Annotated in this window: 17 protein-coding genes; 3 read left to right on the forward strand and 14 right to left on the reverse strand. The window is 62.4% G+C overall.

Annotated elements, in window-relative coordinates; translation table 11 throughout:
• Positions 1-52: 52 nt before the first annotated feature.
• Complete coding sequence (locus OH764_RS00990; protein ID WP_498847716.1) at positions 53-994, reverse strand: 2-hydroxyacid dehydrogenase; 942 nt, start codon at positions 992-994, stop codon at positions 53-55.
• Between the two features lie 309 nt (positions 995-1,303).
• Here OH764_RS00990 and OH764_RS00995 point away from each other — a divergent pair, with 309 nt between their 5' ends.
• Entirely contained in the window at positions 1,304-1,906 is a 603-nt protein-coding gene (locus tag OH764_RS00995; RefSeq protein ID WP_498847717.1) for an RBBP9/YdeN family alpha/beta hydrolase, read from the forward strand.
• Positions 1,907-2,097: 191 nt separating this feature from the next.
• On the forward strand, positions 2,098-3,123 hold the full coding sequence (locus OH764_RS01000) for a sulfate ABC transporter substrate-binding protein (protein ID WP_498847718.1): 1,026 nt from the start codon (positions 2,098-2,100) through the stop codon (positions 3,121-3,123).
• 86 nt (positions 3,124-3,209) lie between these two features.
• Here the strand turns inward: OH764_RS01000 and bioB are convergent, their stop codons facing one another.
• The 12 genes from bioB to OH764_RS01060 form a co-directional block, all read right to left on the reverse strand.
• Positions 3,210-4,313, reverse strand: coding sequence for a biotin synthase BioB (bioB, locus tag OH764_RS01005; RefSeq protein ID WP_498847719.1), 1,104 nt, complete (start codon positions 4,311-4,313; stop codon positions 3,210-3,212).
• A gap of 35 nt (positions 4,314-4,348) precedes the next feature.
• Positions 4,349-5,077, reverse strand: coding sequence for a dethiobiotin synthase (gene bioD, locus OH764_RS01010; RefSeq protein WP_088173233.1), 729 nt, complete (start codon positions 5,075-5,077; stop codon positions 4,349-4,351).
• Positions 5,074-6,258, reverse strand: coding sequence for an 8-amino-7-oxononanoate synthase (gene bioF / locus OH764_RS01015; protein WP_498847720.1), 1,185 nt, complete (start codon positions 6,256-6,258; stop codon positions 5,074-5,076). The genes bioD and bioF overlap by 4 nt, the downstream gene beginning before the upstream one ends.
• Entirely contained in the window at positions 6,258-7,619 is a 1,362-nt protein-coding gene (gene bioA / locus OH764_RS01020) for a PLP-dependent aminotransferase family protein (RefSeq protein ID WP_498847721.1), read from the reverse strand. The genes bioF and bioA overlap by 1 nt, the downstream gene beginning before the upstream one ends.
• 634 nt (positions 7,620-8,253) lie before the next feature.
• Entirely contained in the window at positions 8,254-9,543 is a 1,290-nt protein-coding gene (locus tag OH764_RS01025) for a dienelactone hydrolase family protein (RefSeq protein ID WP_498847722.1), read from the reverse strand.
• Positions 9,544-10,174: 631 nt separating this feature from the next.
• A complete protein-coding gene (locus tag OH764_RS01030; RefSeq protein ID WP_498847723.1) occupies positions 10,175-10,642 on the reverse strand; it encodes a YchJ family protein in 468 nt (155 codons plus the stop codon).
• Positions 10,643-10,648: 6 nt separating this feature from the next.
• A complete protein-coding gene (locus OH764_RS01035; RefSeq protein ID WP_498847724.1) occupies positions 10,649-11,785 on the reverse strand; it encodes an acyl-CoA dehydrogenase family protein in 1,137 nt (378 codons plus the stop codon).
• A gap of 12 nt (positions 11,786-11,797) precedes the next feature.
• Positions 11,798-12,475 (reverse strand): SDR family oxidoreductase, encoded by a 678-nt coding sequence (locus tag OH764_RS01040; RefSeq protein WP_498847725.1) that lies wholly within the window; start codon positions 12,473-12,475, stop codon positions 11,798-11,800.
• A 46-nt stretch (positions 12,476-12,521) separates the two neighbouring features.
• Positions 12,522-13,730: an acetyl-CoA C-acetyltransferase gene (locus OH764_RS01045; RefSeq protein ID WP_027780079.1), complete on the reverse strand. Its 1,209-nt coding sequence runs from the start codon at positions 13,728-13,730 to the stop codon at positions 12,522-12,524.
• Positions 13,723-14,499: a carbonate dehydratase gene (can, locus tag OH764_RS01050; RefSeq protein WP_027780080.1), complete on the reverse strand. Its 777-nt coding sequence runs from the start codon at positions 14,497-14,499 to the stop codon at positions 13,723-13,725. The genes OH764_RS01045 and can overlap by 8 nt, the downstream gene beginning before the upstream one ends.
• Positions 14,500-14,593: 94 nt before the next feature.
• Positions 14,594-16,441 (reverse strand): bifunctional isocitrate dehydrogenase kinase/phosphatase, encoded by a 1,848-nt coding sequence (gene aceK, locus OH764_RS01055; protein WP_498847726.1) that lies wholly within the window; start codon positions 16,439-16,441, stop codon positions 14,594-14,596.
• A gap of 221 nt (positions 16,442-16,662) precedes the next feature.
• Positions 16,663-17,076: a MerR family transcriptional regulator gene (locus OH764_RS01060; protein WP_498847727.1), complete on the reverse strand. Its 414-nt coding sequence runs from the start codon at positions 17,074-17,076 to the stop codon at positions 16,663-16,665.
• Between the two features lie 125 nt (positions 17,077-17,201).
• On the opposite strand from OH764_RS01060, the gene OH764_RS01065 reads away from it, so the two are divergent.
• Entirely contained in the window at positions 17,202-18,272 is a 1,071-nt protein-coding gene (locus tag OH764_RS01065) for an MBL fold metallo-hydrolase (protein ID WP_498847728.1), read from the forward strand.
• A gap of 85 nt (positions 18,273-18,357) precedes the next feature.
• Here the strand turns inward: OH764_RS01065 and OH764_RS01070 are convergent, their stop codons facing one another.
• On the reverse strand, positions 18,358-19,944 hold the full coding sequence (locus OH764_RS01070; protein ID WP_498847729.1) for an ABC transporter substrate-binding protein: 1,587 nt from the start codon (positions 19,942-19,944) through the stop codon (positions 18,358-18,360).
• Positions 19,945-20,025: the final 81 nt, after the last annotated feature.

Here is a 20,025-nt window from a genome sequence, read left to right on the forward strand (position 1 = left end):
CGATTGGAGTTGGCGGTTTGGAACCTGCTCCTGCTCATGCAATTCGACGATGTCAATATCCGCGTTCGATGTCCACCACGCCCCCGACCGCTTCCCCACGCTCCAGCGCCAGCATTTTTTCCGCGATCTGCGCGACGCTTTCTTCGCGCAACGTTAGCGCGGAGATGTGCGGCGTAATGGCAATGCGCGGCTCCTGCCAGAACGGGTGATCGGCGGGTAGCGGTTCCTCGCGAAACACGTCGAGCGTGGCTGCGGCCAGCTGACCGCTTGCCAGCGCGTCGAGCAGATCTGCTTCGACGAGATGCGCGCCGCGTGCAACGTTGATCAGATACGCGCCACGCTCAAGCCGCGAAAACGTGCGCGCGCCGAGCACGTCGGCGGTGTCCGGCGTATGAGGCAGCAGATTCACGAGCACCTTCACGCCGTCGAGAAACGCGTCGAATTGCGCCGCGCCATCAAACGTCGTAATGCCTTCGACGTGGCGCGCGCTACGGCTATAACCGCGCACCGGCATGCCGAACGCGGCGACAGCTTGTGCGACATGTGCGCCGAGCACGCCGAGTCCGAGGACACCCACCGTGAACGTCTCGCGCGGATGCGGATCGAGTACTTGCCAGCGACCCTCGCGTTGCAGCGTTTGATATTCGTCGAAGCGCCGCAGATAGCGCAGCACCGCATGCGTTACGTATTCGGCCATTTGCGGCGCCATGCCGCTGTCTTCGAGACGGATCAACTGCGCGTTGCCGGGCAACGTGCCGGGCTGCTCGCGTTCGAGCGCGAGAATCGCGTCGACGCCCGCACCCAGATTGAAGATCGCCCGCAGATCGCCGCGGCCGGCCAGCATGTCGCGAGGCGGGCGCCATACGACGGCAAAATCGGCGGGCGCGGTGTCGCCGGGCTGCCATTCGCGCAAATCGGCCTCCGGCAGCGCACGGGCGAAGTCGTGCAGCCAGGCGGCGGCTTCGGCGTTCGGCATGTAAAAGAGGATTTTCATGCGGCCTCGCCGCTGGATGCGCGATCGCGCCGTTTCGCGCGAGACGCGCGGCAGCATGGCTGCGAGGCTTCCGGCGGCTGCGGCACGGCGCACGACGCTGGCAACATGAGGGCTCCTCCTTTTATGGATAGGCTTCATTCTACTTTTTCGCCGGCAATCCCGCGCGGTTGCGCACGACCGTGCGCGTCGCAGACCCGTGTGCCGCCCGTTGCGGTGATCCACTCCATAAACAAAGCACAAAAACTTGGTTCGTCCACGCGTCGCACGGCGGGACAATGGCCTCCCGGTTTCCCGTAGCGAGGGACAGACATGCTTTCATGCACCACAGCGCCGTGGCCGCCGCGGCTCGTGACCGTTCCCGGCCTGCATGGCAGCGAGGGCGCACATTGGCAAACCTGGCTGGAACGCCAGTTCGCGCGGTCGTTGCGCGTCGAGCAGGCCGACTGGGATTCACCGGACGTCGCAGGTTGGGCGAATTCGCTGCGCGAATTGCTCGCGCGTGAACGGGGGCCGTTCGTGCTCGCCGCGCATAGCTTCGGCTGCCTTGCGACTGCGCACGCGTTGCAGCAGGCGTCGTATGCAAACGAGGTAGTCGGCGTGCTGTTCGTTGCGCCCGCAAGCCCGCAGAAATTCGCTTTCGCGGGACCGTTCGAGGCTCGGCGTGTCGGCGTTCCGTCCATTCTGATCGGCAGCGAAACCGATCCGTGGATGCCGCTCGCCGGCGCTCGCGAACTCGCGCAGCGCTTCGGCAGTGCGTTCGTCAATCTGGGCGACGCAGGGCATATCAACACCGCAGCCGGTTTCGGCCCGTGGCCAAGGGCGAAGTATTTCGTCGACACACTGGTGCATTGCGCGGCGCCGCTGCGCTTTCGCGACGAAGCGTTAGAGCTTGGCCAGCAGGCGCTGGTTTGACGCGCTGGCTGCGGACCGTTGGTTCCGCAGACCTGTTCGGCTTCTTATCGTGCGCCGCTCGATGCCCGTCATGCGACGGCTATCGCGCGTCCCGACTTCGGCCGAGGCGCGCACAGGCGATCCGCTAGAATCCCGCTTCACGCTGCGCAATTGCGCGGCCACAGGTTTTTATCATCGATAGCGGGGACAACATGGCATACAGGACGGGGACAACGCGCTGGCTGGCGGCCGGTTTTACGGCAGCCGCGCTTGCGCTCGGCGGCGTGTCGGCAGCGCACGCGGAGACGTCGTTGATGAACGTGTCGTACGACGTGACACGCGAGTTGTATAAGGACATCAATGCCGGCTTCATCGCCGCGTACAAGCAGAAGAGCGGCGAGAGCGTATCGATTCGCCAGTCGCATGGCGCGTCGAGCGCGCAGGCGTTGTCGGTATTGCAGGGTTTGCAGGCGGACGTCGTGACGATGAATCAGCCGAACGACATCGACCTGCTCGCGGAAAAAGGCCAACTGGTCCCAGCCAACTGGCGCGCGCGTCTGCCGGACGACAGCGCACCGTACACGACCACGATGGTGTTCCTCGTGCGCAAGGGCAATCCGAAGCACATCAAGGATTGGGACGATCTGGCGAAGCCCGGCGTGCAAGTGGTGATCGCGAATCCGAAAACTTCGGGCAACGGACGTTATACGTATCTGGCCGCGTGGGGTTATCGCAAGCAGCACGGCGGCAGCGACGCACAGGCGCTCGACTTCGAAAAAGCGATCTTCAAGAACGTGCCGGTGCTCGACACGGGCGGCCGCGGCGCAACGACGACGTTCACGCAACGTGGCGTCGGCGATGTGCTGGTGACATTCGAAAACGAAGTCGCGCTGATGAATACCGGCGTGGGCGCGGGCAATTTCGAAGCGGTCTATCCGTCGGTGAGCCTGCTTGCGGCGCCGCCGGTATCGATCGTCGACAAGGTGGTCGACAAGCGCGGCACGCGCAAGGAGGCGCAGGCTTACCTGGACTATCTGTGGTCGCCGGCCGCGCAGGAGATCATCGCCCAACATCATCTGCGTCCGCGTGACAAGAACGTGCTCGCGAAGCACGCCGCCGAGTTCAAGCCGATCAAGACGTTCACCGTCGAAGAAATGTTCGGCAGCTGGCAGAAAGCGCAGCAAACGCATTTCTCGGACGGCGGAACGTTCGATCAGATCATCGTCGACAAGAAGTAACTTTTCGGGCTGAAGATAAAAAAGGCCGCTTCGTATTGAAGCGGCCTTTTTCATTGCGCGGCATTTACAGCGCGCGGTCAGTGTACTTAGTTCGTCGTGGCCTGTGCCGGTTGCTCATGTTCGCAACCATGCTCGCAGCCGCTTTTATCGAGCGGCATGTGCTGCGCCGCTTCGGCGCGAATGCCGAGGCGTTCGAGTAGCTTGCGGTCCGCTTCCGCTTGCGGATTGCTCGTGGTGAGCAACTGATCGCCGTAGAAAATCGAATTCGCACCCGCGAGGAAACACATCGCCTGCAACGCTTCGTCCATCTGCTCGCGGCCGGCCGACAGGCGCACCATCGCGCGCGGCATGGTGATGCGTGCAATCGCAATCGTCCGAACGAATTCGAACGGATCGATCGATTCGGTGCCTGTCAGCGGCGTGCCTTCCACTTGCACCAGATTGTTGATGGGCACCGACTCGGGGTACGGGTCCATGTTCGCCAGTTGCGCGATCAGGCCCGCACGTTCGCGGCGCGACTCGCCCAGTCCAACGATGCCGCCGCAGCACACGTTGATGCCGGCGTCGCGCACGCGTTCAAGCGTGTCGAGACGGTCCTGATAAGTGCGCGTCGAAATGATCTGTCCGTAGAACTCCGGCGACGTGTCGAGGTTGTGGTTGTAGTAGTCGAGGCCTGCTTCGCGCAATTGCTGCGCCTGATGCGTTTCGAGCATACCGAGCGTCACGCAGGTTTCCAGACCCATCGCCTTGACGCCGCGAATCATGTCTTTGATCGGCTCGAGGTGCCGGTCTTTCGGATTGCGCCACGCGGCGCCCATACAGAAGCGCGTCGCACCGTTTTCCTTGGCGGCCTTTGCGGCGGCGAGCACTTCGTCGACCGGCATCAGCTTGTCGGCCTGCAGGCCCGTATCGTGATGCACGGACTGCGGGCAGTACGCGCAATCTTCTTCGCAGCCGCCGGTCTTGATGGAAAGCAGTGTCGATAGTTGGACCGTGTTCGCATCGAAATGCTCGCGATGCGTTTGCTGCGCGCGAAACATCAGATCGTTGAACGGCAGTTCATACAACGCGACGATATCGGCAACGCGCCAGCGCGCGAGCTGCTTGCCCGCTGCATCGACATTGGCATTTGCATTGGAGTTGCTGGCGGCCGTTTCAGCACGCGCGGGGGCGATGTTCAGTTGCGTCATGTGTTCAATCCTCATGAATGGATGTGTTGGTTGATTCAGCGCTGCGCGTCACGCAGCGTCTGCAATAGCCGGTTGATGTCGAGTTGATCAGCCGCAAGTTCCGGCGCCGTTGGGCGCAGATGCGGCACGATGCCGAGCAACGGCGCGCCGTGTTCACGTGCGAGATGCTCGCGGATAGACGCGATGTTTTCGTCGGGGAAAGTCATGTCCGGGTCGACGCGATTCGCTACCCAGCCAGCAAGCGTAAGCCCGCGCGCGGCGATGGCCTCAGCGGTGAGCAACGCGTGGCTGATGCAGCCGAGGCGCATGCCGACCACCAGCACGACCGGCAGCTTCAGCGCGACGGCGAGATCGGCGGTGTCATGTGTAGCGGTCAACGGCACGCGGAAACCGCCGACACCTTCCACTACCACGACGTCCGCGCGCGTCAACGCCTGCGCATGGCAAGCGACGATATGGTCGATATCGAGGGCGACGTTCTCCAACGCGGCCGCGATATGGGGCGCCGCGGGTTCCTTCAGCAGATACGGCGTGCGCATCGCGGGAGGCAGCAGCACGGTCGAAGCGGCGTCGAGCTGATCCGCGTCTTCGTTATGCAGTTCGCCGTTCAGCTCGAATGCGCCCGCAGCGATCGGCTTCATTGCGGCGGCTTGCAGACCTTCGCGCGCGAAGCCGCGCAACAATGCACAAGAGACGAACGTCTTGCCGATTTCAGTATCGGTGCCGGTGACGAAGAGCGACAGGGCAGAGTTCGTGGCGGTCATATGGCTTGCGCTCCCGCCTGTTGCAAGCCGGCTTCCAGCCGGTCGAGATCCGCATGCGAATGCGCAGCAGACAACGATATGCGCAGGCGCGATGTGCCGGTGGGCACGGTCGGCGGACGGATTGCGGGAACCCACAAACCGGCGCGGTCGAGCGAGGCCGCAATATCCAGCGTCGCCTCGTTCGCGCCGATCACGAGCGGCTGAACGGCAGTGTGCGAATCGACCGGAATCCAAGGCGAGCTCTTGAGCATCGCGCGCGTGCGTTCGATCAATTGCCGCAAATGCGCGCGACGTTCATCGCCTTCATTGCCGCCGATAATGCGCAGACTCGCCGAAACCGCATGCGCCGCTGCGGGCACGGATGCCGTGGTGAAAATATAAGGACGCGCGCGCTGTACGAGCCATTCGATCACCGTCTCGTGCGCGGCGACGAACGCGCCCGACACGCCCGCCGCCTTGCCGAGTGTGCCGATGGAAATCAGATTTGGCGAGCGCAACGCGGCGTCCGCGACGGCGCCGCGACCTTGCGGGCCGAGCACGCCGAAACCATGCGCGTCGTCGACGATCAGCCATGCGCCATGTTGTTCCGCGAGTTCGAGCAGACGCGGCAGCGGTGCAATGTCGCCGTCCATGCTGAACACCGTGTCGGAGACGATTGCTTTCACATCCGCGTCCGACGCGTCGAGCATCGCGCTCAGCGCTTCCATATCGCAGTGCGGATAGATCTGCACATCTGCTCGCGATAAACGGGCGCCGTCGATCAGCGACGCGTGATTCAGTGCGTCGGAGAAGAGCGTCGTGCCGCGGCCCGCGAGCGCGGTGAGCGTCGCCAGATTCGCCATGTAGCCGGTGCTGAAGTAGAGCGCGCGCGGTGTATCCACGAATCCGCCGACGAATTCGGCAAGGTCGTCTTCGAGCTGCGCATGCGCGCGCGAGTGGCCGCCGAGCAGATGCGAACCGCCGCTGCCCGCGCCATAGCGTTGCGCGCCTTCGGCAATGGCGGCAATCAGTTGCGGATGCGCGGCGAGCCCGAGATAGTCATTGCTCGCAAAGCCGATGATCTCGCGTCCGTCGACCGTCATGTGCGCGGCGCAGGGCGTGTCGGCCGTGCGGCGTCGACGGCGCAGGCCGCGTTCGTCGATTTCCTTCAGCCCCGCTGAGAGTCTGTCGAGGAGATGCATTAGCGGACCTGCGCGAGCGTTGCGTCGAACGTTTCGCGAGTGCGCGAGGCGAGCAGCGCGATTTCGTCGTCGTCGAGAATGTATGGAGGCATCAGATAAACCGTGGTCGAAATGGGGCGCAGCAGCAGTTCACGTTGCAACGCGTTTTCGAAGAAGCGGCGCGAGAATGTTTTGGCATGCTGAGGGTTTTCGATTGCTGCGTCGAAGGCGACGATGGTGCCGCACTGCCGCAGGTTGCGCACCTGTTCATGCTCCGCGAGCGGCGCGAGCGCCGCCATCAGCTTCGCCGACTTCTGCGCGTTGGCTGCGAGCACGTTGTCAGTCGCAAATAGATCGAGCGTGGCGAGCGCCGCGCGGCACGCGAGCGGATTGCCGGTGTACGAATGCGAGTGCAAGAAGCCGCGAGCGGTGTCGTCGTGATAGAAGGCTTCGAAGATTTCGTCGCGCGAGAGCACGATGGAAAGCGGCAGATAGCCACCGCTTATACCTTTGGACAGGCACAGAAAGTCCGGCCAGATGCCAGCCTGTTCGCACGCGAAGAAGGTGCCCGTGCGTCCGCAGCCAACGGCGATTTCGTCGGCGATCAGATGCACGCCATATTGATCGCACAGCGCGCGCAGGCCGGCGATATACGAAGCGTCGTGCATGGCCATGCCGGCCGCGCACTGTACGAGCGGCTCGACGATTAGCGCTGCGATCTTCGTGGCGCGGGCCTCGAAGAGCGCGCGTACATGGTCGAGCGCGCGACGTGCGACGTCCGCAGCCGTCTCACCTGGTTTCGCCAGACGCGCGTCGGGTGACGCGACGACGTGCGCGTTGCGGATCAGCGGATCGTAGGCGTCTTTGAACAGCGCTACATCGGTGACGCCGAGCGCGCCGATGGTCTCGCCGTGGTAGCTGTTCGCGACGCAGACGAATTCCTGCTTGTCGGCGAAACCGCGATTGCGCCACGAGTGGAAGCTCATCTTGAGCGCAATTTCGACTGCCGATGCGCCGTCCGACGCGAAGAACGCGTGACCCAGCGTGCCGTGTGTGAGCGCACCGAGGCGCTCCGCGAGTTCGATCGCGGGTTCGTGCGTGCAACCGGCGAGCATGGCGTGCTCGAGCGTATCGAGCTGGTCCTTGAGTGCCGCGTTGATGCGCGGGTTTGCGTGGCCGAAGAGATTCACCCACCACGAACTGATCGCATCCAGATAACGATGGCCGGCGCGGTCGTACAGCCACGCGCCTTGACCGCGCGCGACCGGCACGAGCGGAAGGCGCTCGTGGTGCTTCATCTGCGTGCAGGGATGCCAGACCGCGCGCAGGCTGCGGGCCACCCAGTCTTCGGTCGATGTTGAAGGTGTTGCTGAATTTTCCAAGAGGTACTCCAGAGAAGCTTTTCTTGCTGCTGCCGTGGTTTGTTTTTATGGTTTTTCCGGGCGCGGCGCGGCGCGTGCGCGTTGGCGACGCTGCGCGCAGCCCTCGGCTAGCGTGCGGGGTCGAGATTAGCGGTTTATTTCGGCCTTTGCACTAGGCCTTTGACCGTGCTTTTCGCTGGCCGCCGCGGGGTTCAGCGCTGTTCGCGACAGGTGATTTGCGTTTGAATCTGGAGCTCGCAAATCGCCGGAGTTGACGACGGCAAAGTAATTGGGAGTAGTGGGCGAGATTCGGGGGAAGGGGCGGCGAGCGGGGAGATGTGACTATCGGGTCACATGATCAGAGAAGACTTGAGGCTGGCAAATAGTTGAGCATGACGGACCGAAATCAGACGGAGTCGTCGTGGTGACACGTCAGCCTGGAAGTCCGGTCTGCACGATGGCAAGTGCAGCCACTTCGCTGGATTGGCAGCACAGAGGAATGCAAGAAAGGCCCGTCAGGCGGGCCTCTAAGAAATTCAAAGGAGGGGCAGCAAAGAACAGGCTAACGGCTCTTGAACGTTGGCGGTACTTAAAAACCAATGCCCTGCCTATGCCCTAAACCGCTGCGCATCTAAACCAGAATCCAACCGCGACATCATTCGCGACTGGCAATAGCCCGCCGTGCTTCGTCGGCAGAAGATCCTGACCCGCTGGTAGCACCACTATCCGCCGTCCGCGAACCCTGATCACCCCAGACGACAGAACTATCGACGGCATACAACCGGCAAGGCGCGGAACTCTGTTTCTGGCAGTTAGCAATCGCAACCGACATCGGATCGTCGCCGCCCTCGGCCCACGACCACGCACCCGTGTCGGACACCGCAAATGCGCGGCTCGGATACTGATGCAGGAAGTTGCGATAGCCGTTGCGTCCAGCTTCGTCGACATAGGGCACCGCGTCTACGGCATCTACTGACGCAAAGCCGCTCGCTTTGGGCGCCGAAGGATCCGATACCCGGTACTGCACGCCCGTAGGCATGCCGACGCGGGCGAGGAAGGCCTCGACGGCGGGCCACCACACATGCACGCCGTCGCGGTCGCCGACGAGCCGATGTGCGTCGTTCTTGTAGCTGCCGTAGTCGACCATCTTTGCGCTCGCGCCGTGCGCTACGTACGCCGCGTACATGCCGGCCACGAGTGGCGCATTCCACACTGAGTCGTTATCGCCGTACATCCACAGCGACGGCACTTTCGTTTTGTCGCCATACGCGCCGAATGCGCGCGTCAGGTTGCCTTGCCAGTCGCCGCACGCGTCCTGCCGCAAGCCGCCCGAAAAGTTGATCAACGCGCGCACGCCCGGTGCGGCCTCGGTGCCGTAGGCCAACGTTGCGAGACCGCCGTGTGACGTGCCGGCCACCACGATGTGTGACGCGTCGACGTAGGGCTGCTTCGACATGTAATCAACGGCGGCCGCAACGTCGCCGGCCTGCGACATGCCGTTGCGTTCGACGTCGCAACCGTCCTGATGATAGACGCCGCCCGACTGGCCAAAACCCTGGCGGTTCGGTGCTACGACCACATAGCCACGGCGCACGAATTCGCGCGCGAGCGGCAGCGGGTCGCTGCGCTCCTGCATGCGGGGATCGCCCGGAATCTTGCCGTGATTGAAGACGATCATCGGAAACGGGCCTGCGCCGTCCGGTTTGTAGACCGTTGTCTGAAGCGTGATGTCACCGTCGGCATCGACGGGTATGCGGATAATCTGTTCGTTCAGGCGCGCGGTGGGCAGATAAACGTCGTCCTGGAGCGCGATGCGCGGCACCTGCGCGCGGGCGAGGGGTCCGGGCTGGGCGTCCGCGAGCGGATTCGCCTGCGCGACTGCGACAGCGCACGTGGCCGCTGCACAAATCACCGCACACTTCGTAAGGACCTTGCTCAACACCATTCACGCACCTGCCTGAAAAGACTGCCTGGACATCTTGGGTCCGTTCATCGAAACACGCGGCCGACATTCGCCTTTCGTGCACGTTTGCGACAAACAAAAAGATGCTCACGTACGCATTGCGCGAAGCGCACGCACGTCAATCGAGATCGCACGGGATAAACCCAACGGCCGACGCGACCCCACGCGCCGATGATGAACGCCACGTCTGCCGCCGGGCGCCGCGGCCGTAACCGTTTCTATCTGGTTATCGGGCAGGCACCGGCACGGCTTGCGGAACCCTTACCAACTGGTCCTCGCATCGCGGCGTCACGAAGCAACGACCTCATCCTGGCACGACAATTTTGTTTTGTGCAATCAAGGAGAACCCGCGACGAAAAAATTGCTGCATCGCGCGAGGGCTTGTTTGGCTGCGCGTGGACTCGGCGCAGCGCGGGGCTGGGGGCGGTGGCAGATGGGTTCTGGAGCCGGCGTGGCAGCCGTTGCGCGGCACCGCAGCGGGCGAAGTGAGCAAAGGTAAGGCGCGGCCTGTGGCGCCGAGCCAACGGAAGAAAACGACGCTTCTATGGGGCCATATGCGATGGCGGCGCATTACCTGCGGCCGCGCGGCCAGATAATAGAAAGGCGCTGAAAGCTACTCGCTTACATCGCCGTCGACGTAGAGCCAGCGTCCTTCGTCGTTGCAAATGAAGCGGCTCAACTCGTGCAGCCTGTGCGCGCGGCCTGCAACCTTGTATCTGGCGACGAACTCGACCGTCGCATGACGCGGATCGATCTCCGCGAACGTCTTGATTTGCAGCCCGAGCCAGCGAGGAGCGTCGGGCGCCGACACGTCGACGTCCAGTTCGGCGGGGCAGGTTTGTGGCGCCCAGGTCGCGCGTAAATAGTTCGTTGCGCCGACTACATAAGCGCTGTACCGCGAGCGCATCAGTTCCAGTGCGCGCGGCGCGACCTCGCCGCCGTCGATGTAACGGCCGCAGCACTGCTCGAAGCGCGGCGCTTTTGCGGCGCTTGCCTGGCCCGGAACCGCGCCGCCGCATGGACAGTCGGCGGGCCGCTGCGCGGACGACTTGTGACTGTTTTTCGAACTCATCGAACTCATCGAACCCTAGCCGAGACCGCGCGCGATCAATATTTTCTGAATGTCGCTCGTGCCTTCGTAGATCTGGCACACGCGTACGTCGCGATAAATCCGCTCGACCGGAAAGTCGCTGAGATACCCATAGCCGCCGTGGATCTGCAGCGCCGCCGAACAGATTCGCTCGGCAGCTTCCGACGCAAACAGTTTCGCCATGGCGGCTTCCGTGAGACACGGCTGACCGGCGTCCTTCAGCGACGCCGCGTGCCAGATCAACTGACGCGCGGCTTCGAGTTGCGTCGCCATGTCGGCGAGGCGGAATTGCACCGCCTGGTGCGAAAAAAGCGGCTGACCGAAGCTCTCGCGCTCTCTTGCATACGTCAGCGCGGCTTCGTATGCGGCGCGGGCCATGCCGACACTTTGCGCAGCGATGCCGATGCGCCCGCCTTCGAGCCCCGACAGCGCGATGCGATAACCCTCGCCTTCCGCGCCGATCAGATTCGCGGCCGGCACGCGGCAGTCTTCGAAGATGATTTGCGCGGTGTCCGACGAATGCTGGCCAAGCTTGTCTTCGACTCGCGCGACCACGTAACCCTTGCTGTCGGTCGGCACGATAAACGCGCTGATGCCGCGCTTGCCCGCCGCCTTGTCGGTGACGGCCATCACGATCGCGACGTCGCCGTTCTTGCCGCTCGTGATGAACTGCTTGACGCCGTTCAGCACGTACGCGTCGCCGTCTTTATCGCGTGTAGCGGTGGTGCGCAGCGCCGATGCGTCGGAGCCGGCTTGCGGTTCGGTCAGACAAAACGCGCCGAGCATTTCACCGCGCGCGAGCGGCGTGAGCCAGTCACGCTTTTGCGCGTCGTTGCCGTAAGTCAGCAGGATGCTGCATACGGGGCAATTGTTCACGGAGATCGCCGTGGATGTACCACCGTCGCCCGCGGCAATTTCTTCGAGAATCAGCGCGAGCGCGAGCGCGTCCATGCCGGCGCCGCCGTAGGTTTCGGGCACCAGCACGCCGTATGCGCCAAGTTCCGCGAGTTGGCGGTGAACGTCCTTCGGGAACGTGCGCTTGCGATCCCACGTCGCCGCGTACGGCGTGACTGCTTCACGCACGAATGTGCGCAGCGCGTCGCGGACCATCAGGTGGTCCTGATCAAGCACCATGAGCGTGTCTCCTCACCATTCCAGCGGCGTGCCGTCGTATTGATAAAAACGGCCATTGAACGCTTCGCGCGACGCGGCGGCCTGCTTGAGCACCTCGCGCATGCCGGCGACGCTGCGCGTGGGGTCGATCGCCGCCTGCGCGCCGCCCATGTCGGTTTGCACCCAGCCGGGATGCAACGACACACACGTGGCGCGCTGCGCGTCGAGCGACGCGAGTTTGAGCGCGTCGTTCAACGCCGCCTTGCTCACGCGATACAGCCAGCCGCTCGTACCGCTCGTTTCGCCGATGCTGCCCATCTTGCTCGAGATCACCGCGAGCACGCCGCCTGATTCTTCGACGAGCGGCAGCAGGATCGGCATGAGCTGCATCGGGCCGCGCACGTTGGTGTGCATGACATGGTCGAAGTCTTCGGCGGTGATGGTTTCGATGCCTTCGGTGCGCGGGCCGTACACGCCCGACACGACGATGGCAACGTCCACATGCTCGCCATCGAGCTTCCAGCCGAGCGCGGCGATATCCTCCGGCTCGGTCACGTCGACGGAATAGGTTTGCGCGCCAAGCTGAGTGAGGTTGTCGAGCGCGGCGCCGTCGCGCGCTGTGGCGAGCACCCGCCAGCCACTATGTTTGTACTGCCGGACAAACTCCTGGCCGATGCCGCGCGATGCACCGACGATCAACACTGTCTTCATGATTCACCTCAGACCAAGTGACACGCTTGAACGTGCGTACTACGCGTCAAATCAATTCGATACCCATTGCAGTCGCTTCGCCGCCGCCGATGCACAGGGTCGCGACGCCGCGCTTGCCGCCGCGCTGTTTCAGCGCGCCGATCAGCGTGACGAGAATACGTGCGCCCGATGCGCCGATCGGATGGCCGAGCGCGCATGCGCCGCCGTGCACGTTGACCTTGTCGTGCGGCAGCTTGTGCTCTTTCATTGCCGCCATGGTCACCACGGCAAACGCTTCGTTGACTTCGTACAGATCGACTTCGTCGGCGCGCCAGCCGTTCTTCTCGAACAGCTTGCGGATCGCGCCGACCGGCGCAGTGGTGAATTTCGCCGGCTCCTGCGCGAAAGTGGAGTGGCCGACTACGCGCGCAATCGGCGTGACGCCGAGACGCTTTGCCGTCGATTCGCGCATCATCACAAGGGCCGCGGCGCCGTCCGAAATCGACGACGAGTTTGCTGCCGTCACCGTGCCGGTTTTGCTGAATGCGGGCTTAAGCGTCGGAATCTTTTCGAGGTTCGCCTTGAACGGCTGTTCGTCACGGTCGATGGTGACTTCGCCTTTGCGGCTCTCAACCTTCACCGGCGCGATTTCCCAGGCGAACGAGCCATCTTCGTTCGCGCGCTTCGCGCGGTTCAGCGATTCGACGGCGAATGCGTCTTGCGCGTCGCGCGTGAAGTCGAACGAAGCCGCGCATTCTTCCGCGAACGTGCCCATCAGGCGGCCTTTTTCGTACGCGTCTTCAAGGCCGTCGTAGAACATGTGGTCAATCACCTGGCCGTGGCCCATGCGCATGCCGCCGCGCGCCTTCGGCAACAGGTACGGCGCATTCGTCATGCTCTCCATGCCGCCCGCGACGATCACGTCGACCGAGCCGGCGGCCAGCATGTCGTGCGCGAACATCGCCGCGCGCATGCCGGAGCCGCACATCTTGTTGACCGTGGTGCTGCCGGTTGCAAGGGGCAAGCCGGCGCCGAGCGCGGCCTGTCGTGCGGGCGCCTGGCCGAGGCCGGCCGGCAGCACACAGCCCATCACCACCTCGTCGATCTGCTCGGGCTTGAGGCCCGCGCGTTGAACCGCGGCTTCGATCGCCACCGAGCCGAGTTGCGGCGCAGTCAGCGACGCGAAATCGCCTTGGAACGCGGCCATCGGCGTGCGCGCAGCGCTCACGATTACAACGGGATCAGCCGTTGTGCCGTTCATGTTTGTCTCACTCATGTTTTAGCTCCTTGATCACACCTTCGACGATAGCCGGCACGTCGCCAAGCTGGGCCGCATCGGCGGCGACCACGTCGTTGTCCGCCTGATGCGCGCGGCTTGCCGACACGGCGGCGACGCAACGCTGGTAAGTTTCATCGAGCGCGGCCGCGTTGTTGATCGTCATGCCGAGGTCGCGCACCTTGCCGTCGTGCACGCCGTACGCCCAGCCGTGCACCGTGAGTTCCTGGCCGCGCGCCCATGCATCGTTGATGATGGTCGTGCGGCACACGTTCACCACTTGTTCGAGAGCGTTCAGTTCGACTAGACGCCGGTGACGCGCTTCGCCGAGCGGCCATTCGTCGAGCAGCGCGGCATGCTTCGCCCGCACGTCCTGCACGTGATGCAGCCAGTTATCGGCGAGGCCCACGCGGCGGCCGTGCAATGCCGCGCCCACGCCCGAACAGCCATAGTGGCCGACCACCATGATGTGCTTGACCTTCAGCAGATCGACGGCGAACTGGATCACCGACAAACAGTTCAGATCGGTGTGCACCACTACGTTTGCGATGTTTCTATGCACGAACACTTCGCCCGGCGGCAAGCCGATGATCTGGTTGGCCGGCACGCGCGAATCGGAGCAGCCGATCCACAGATACTCGGGCGTCTGCTGGTGCGCAAGGCGCGAAAAGTACTCGGGGTCTTCGGACAGTTTGCGGGCAACCCACGCGTCGTTGTTGTCGAACAGATGAGCGAGCGGGTGAGCGGGGTTAGAAGCGTTCGTGTTCATAAAGCGTCTTGGCGGTTATTCGACCGTTTGAGCGGCCGGGTCGTTACGTTGATTTCGGTGTCGTACGAGCGTCATTCGTGCGGCGTGCGAGCCGTTATGCGACTCTTACGCTGCGCTCGTTCTCTGGCGCTTGCGCGGCGTCCCGAGCATTCGGTGCGTTGAATGCCGTATCGGCAAAGCGTTCCGGATAGCGGATACAGAAGCGCACGTTGCTGTCGTACGGGAAAAAATCGGGCAATTCGCCCTTCAGTAGATGGTCTTTGTGCGTTTGCCACAGCGCGGGATCGAAGAAGTCGGCGTGATGCTGCAGAAACGAGCGGCGCACGCGTGGGTCGCCGAGCAGGAAAGTGCCATACGTCTCCGGGAAAATGTCGTGCGGGCCGACCGAGTACCACGGCTCGCCCGACATCTCGTCTTCTTCGTTACGCGGCGCGGGCACCGCGCGCACGTTGCAATCGGTCAGATATTCGATCTCGTCGTAGTCGTAAAACACGACACGGCCGTGGCGCGTCACGCCGAAGTTCTTGTACAGCATGTCGCCGGGGAAAATGTTCGCCTGCATCAGTTCTTTCACCGCGTTGCCATATTCCTTGATGCCGTGATCGACGTCGTTGTCGCTGCCGTTTTGCAGGAACAGATTGAGCGGCACCATGCGACGTTCGATGTACATATGGCGAATCACGAGATTGTCGCCGTCGTATTCGAGCAGCGACGGCACTTCCTTTTCCAGTTCGCGTAAGAGCGCTTCGTCGAGCCGCGAAAGGGGCAGCGCGACGCTCGAATATTCGAGCGTGTCTGCCATGCGGCCCAGGCGGTCGTGCCGTTTGACGAGCTGATATTTCTCCTGGATCTTTGCGCGCGTGGTTTCTTTCGGCGGCGGGAAGTTGTCCTTGATCAGCTTGAACACATATGGAAACGAAGGCAGCGTGAACACCAGCATCACGAGCCCTTTGATGCCCGGCGCGATGATGAACTGATCGCTCGAATGCGACAGGTGATGCAGCAAGTCGCGATAGAACAGATTCTTGCCCTGCTTCTGCAAGCCGACCGACGTGTAGATCTCGGCCTTCGGTTTGCCCGGCATGATGGTGCCGAGGAATTCCACGTAGGCGGACGGTACTTCCATATCCACCAGAAAGTACGAGTGCGAGAAGCTGAAAATGATCAGCAACTGTTCGCGCTTGAGCAGCACGGTATCCAGCGCGAGCAAGCCGGGCTGCACATGGCGCAGCGGCACCGCGAACGGCAGCAGCATATCGCCGTTGATAATTCTGCCGACGATATACGCCGACTTGTTGCGGAAGAACAGCGACGAAAGCACATGAATCTGGAAGTTCGGTGCTTCGTCGAATGTACCGAACGAGTCGTGAATGGTCTGCATTACGCAGCCGACGTCGCGCGTCAGATCTTCGAACGGCGGCTCCAGTTGGAAATTCGTGACGATGCGCTCGAGCGTGGCGGCGAGGCCGTCCTTGCCGGGATAGTACGCACGGTAGGTAGGCTTTGCCGCGGGTTCGTCGTTCTCGATGTATTCGGTCGAGATCGCCGGGCGCACGAAGATGAAGTCGTTGTTGAAATACGAGCGATGCAGGATTTTGCAGCAGACGGAATTGAAGAACGTTTCCGCGCACTCGGGCTGACGATGCGTGGTCAGCAGCCCAATGTAGTGCAGCTTGATCTGTTGCCACACTTCGCTGTCGATATTCTCCGCGTCGTACTCGTCTTCGAGCAGCGCGACGCATTCTTCCACGCGATCGTCGTATGACGTAATGCGCTCGCGGGCCAGCTTTTGTAGACCGTGCCAGTCGCCGGTTTCGAACAGCGCCTTGGCGTGGATCGCCGCGTCGCGAAAGATCCGGTAGTGCCGGTTGAATCCTTCGAGCAGCGTTTCCGCGACGTCAAAGCCGATTTGCGACGACAACAGTTTGGGGAAGTGATTCATGTCGACCGTGCATTCGTCTCATGTCGTGAAGACACCCGTGATTGTATCGTTCGAGTGCGCCCTCAACGCATTGCGCCAACCGGTTGATGACCCGCCGCCACGGGAGCGTTGCAGGGCATTCGCCGACTTTTCCGACTAACTCCGCTCAATGCTCCTGTTCCTCATCGTTACACGGCTCAACTTGCGGTAAAAAAACTGCTCGGCGGCGGTTCTCCGCCTGCTTACGCGGGCTTGGCTTCACTTGCTTTGTGCGTGCCGTTCTCGAGCAGCGCCCGCGCCTGAGCTTCATATTGCGCGAGGTCTTCGAGCGTCGCGTTCAGGTCTTCCAGTTGGCGCTCCAGCACGTCGCGATGACGGGCGACCGTGGCGAGAAACGCTTGCAGTTGCGGCACCGTGTCAGTCGGCGATTCATATACGTCCAGCAGATCGCGAATCTCGGAGAGCGTGAAACCGAGCCGTTTGCCGCGCAGCGTGAGCTTGAGCCGCGTGCGGTCGCGGCCCGAGTAGACGCGCCGCAAGCCGCTCGAACCTTCGCGGCTCGGTGAGAGTAAACCCTGATCTTCGTAGAAACGGATCGCGCGCGGTGTGACGTCGAACTCCCGGGCGAGCTCGGTGATCGTGTATTGCGTGTTCATCGGGACATTCAGTAGCCGGGCAAAAAATCGGATTGAACGATAGAATCGACGTTTACGTTATCGTCAACTTGGGTTGAATGCAACCTGCGGCAAGTACGCGGAACGCGTGGAGGAAGACATCCGAAATGAATGCGCTCGAACATCAACTCGACTATCCGTTCAAAGACACATTGCCCGAACCCGGCCACGCGCAGGAAGTCGTGCCCGGCGTCTTCTGGCTACGCATGCCGCTGCCGTTTGCGCTCGACCATATCAATCTCTGGCTGCTGCGCGATCAGATCGACGGTCAGGACGGATGGACGGTGGTCGATTGCGGGATCGCGTCCGACGCGATCAAGGAAAACTGGGAGAAAGTGTTCGAGTCCGTGCTCGGCGGTTTGCCGGTGCTGCGCGTGATCGTCACGCATTGCCATCCGGACCACGTCGGTCTTGCGCACTGGGTTTGCAGCGGCGGGGACAAGAAGCGCTGGGACGCCCGGCTATGGATGACGCTCGGCGAATACATGCAGGCTCGCGTGATGGCGGCGGGCGACGGCTCGAACGCGGGCGGCGAGGGCGCTGCGCGCCACTTTGCGCTGCATGGCGTGACCGACGAGGCGTCGCTCGACAAGCTGCGCAGCCGACAAAGCTACTACGCGAATCTGGTGCCTGAAGTCCCCGACCAATACCGGCGCTTGCGCGAAGCGGATGCCGTCAGGATCGGAGGCAAGACGTGGCGCGTGGTGACGGGCTTCGGTCACTCGCCGGAGCATTGCGCGTTGCATTGCGAGGAGATCGGCGTGCTGATCTCCGGCGACATGGTTTTGCCGCGCATATCGACGAACGTGTCAGTGTTCGCGATGGAACCGGAGGGCTCGCCGCTCGCGCTGTATCTGGAATCGCTTGCGCGCTACGAAGCAATGCCCGAGGACACGCTCGCGCTGCCGTCGCATGGCAAGCCGTTTCGCGGCGTGCGTACGCGCGTGAGGCAGTTGCGCGAACATCACGATGCGCGTCTCGCCGAAGTCCGCGAAGCGTGTGCGCAAAAGCCGCAAAGCGCGGCAGATATCGTTCCGCTGATGTTCAAGCGCGAACTCGATATCCACCAGTTGACGTTCGCGATGGGCGAGGCGCTCGCACACTTGCATCTACTGTGGCTGGCGGGCGCGTTGAAGCGCAGGCTGGATGCGGATGGGGTGATGCGCTTTTCGGCGTGATGGTTCGCCTCGTTTGAGATGTCGATAAAAAAGCCCGGTGCTTTCGCATCCGGGCTTTTTCTACGTTTCAGAGCGCAGCGAGTGACTACTGCACCGCCACCGTTCCAAAGTTCTGTCGTCCAAACGGACTCACGTGATAACCGCTCACGTTGGTTCGCGTGATAGCCGAGGCGGTCGGATAGCCGAGCGGAATCCACAGCGCCTGATCGTGGATGATCTGCTGCGCGGCCTGATACGCTTTCGCGCGTTTGGCTTGATCGGGCGTGGCCTTGCCGTCGGCGATGAGCTTGTCCAGATCCTCATTACAGAAGCGCGCGAAGTTGATGCCCGACTTCACCGCGTTGCAGCTAAAGAGCGGCGACAGATAATTGTCCGGGTCGCCGTTGTCGCCGGCCCATCCCATGAATAGTGAATCATGCTGGCCCTGCTTGGCCTGCTTGATCAGTTCGCCCCATTCGATCACTTTCACGTCCGCCTTCACGCCGATCTTGGCGAAGTCCGCTTGAAGCAGTTCGGCGCCCGCCTTCGGATTCGGATTCAGCACGCTGCCATTCGGGCGCACCCAGATCGTCGTTTCGAAGCCGTTCGGATAGCCCGCGTCGGCGAGCAGCTTTTTGGCCTTCGCGGGATCGTACGGCCACGCCTTCACTGCCTTGTCATAGCTCCACGTATTCGGCGGATACGGATTGACCGCGGGCGTCGCGGTGTTGTCGAAGACGGTCTTCAGATACGTGGTGCGGTCGAACGCCATGTTCAAAGCGGCGCGCACTTTCTGATTGTCGAGCGGCTTTTTCTGCGTGTTCAACGCGACGAACGCGGTCATGAATGCAGGCGTCTGCACGATGGCGAGCGACTTGTCGCCTTTTGCGTCGGCAAGATCCTGCGGCTTCGGCGACAACGCAATCTGGCATTCGCCCGCCTTCACCTTCTGCGCGCGCACCGTGGCGTCTGGCGTAATTGAGTAGATCAGACGGTCTATCTTCGGTTTCGTGCCCCAGTAGGACGGATTCGCGTCATAACGGATCACCGCGTCTTTCGTGTAGCTCTTGAGCTCGAACGGACCCGTGCCGATAGGCTTCGAGTTCAGATCGACCTGCTTGCCGGCTTTAAGCAACTGATCCGCGTACTCGGCGGAATAGATCGAGGCGAAGCCCATGGTGAGGATCGACACGAAGGTCGCGTCCGGCGCGTTAAGTTCGAACTTGACGGTGTTGTCGTCGACCTTGCTGATCGACTTGATGAGCTTCGGCAATCCCATCGACTGCGCATGCGGGAAGCCGCTCGCGCCCGCCACCTTATGCCACGGGTTGCTGTCGTTCAGCATGCGGTCGAACGTGAAGACGACGTCGTCGGCGTTCAGCGGCCGGCTCGGCTTGAAGTAGTCCGTGGTCTGAAACTGCACGTTCGGGCGCAGGTGGAACGTGTAGGTGAGGCCGTCCGCGCTCACGTCCCATTTGTCGGCTAGCGACGGCACCACTTTCTTTGCGGCTTCGTCGTATGAGACCAGCGAATTGAAAATTACATCAGCCGACGCATTGGTCGTGACGAGCGAGTTGAACTGCACGACATCGAAGCCGTCGGGGCTCGACTCGGTGCAGACGGTCAGCGGTTTGGCGAGCACGAGCGCGGGCGCTGTGAACAGTACGGCGGCTGCGAGCAGTTTGAAGCGCATAAGATCTCCGATAACAAGCGCAGTCAGGCAGTGCGTCTGGTTTCTGGTTATGTTCCGTTGACGGGCGACGGCGGCGTGGCC

The sequence above is a fragment of the Burkholderia sp. M6-3 genome (assembly GCF_050858985.1).
GTDB lineage: Bacteria > Pseudomonadota > Gammaproteobacteria > Burkholderiales > Burkholderiaceae > Paraburkholderia > Paraburkholderia caledonica.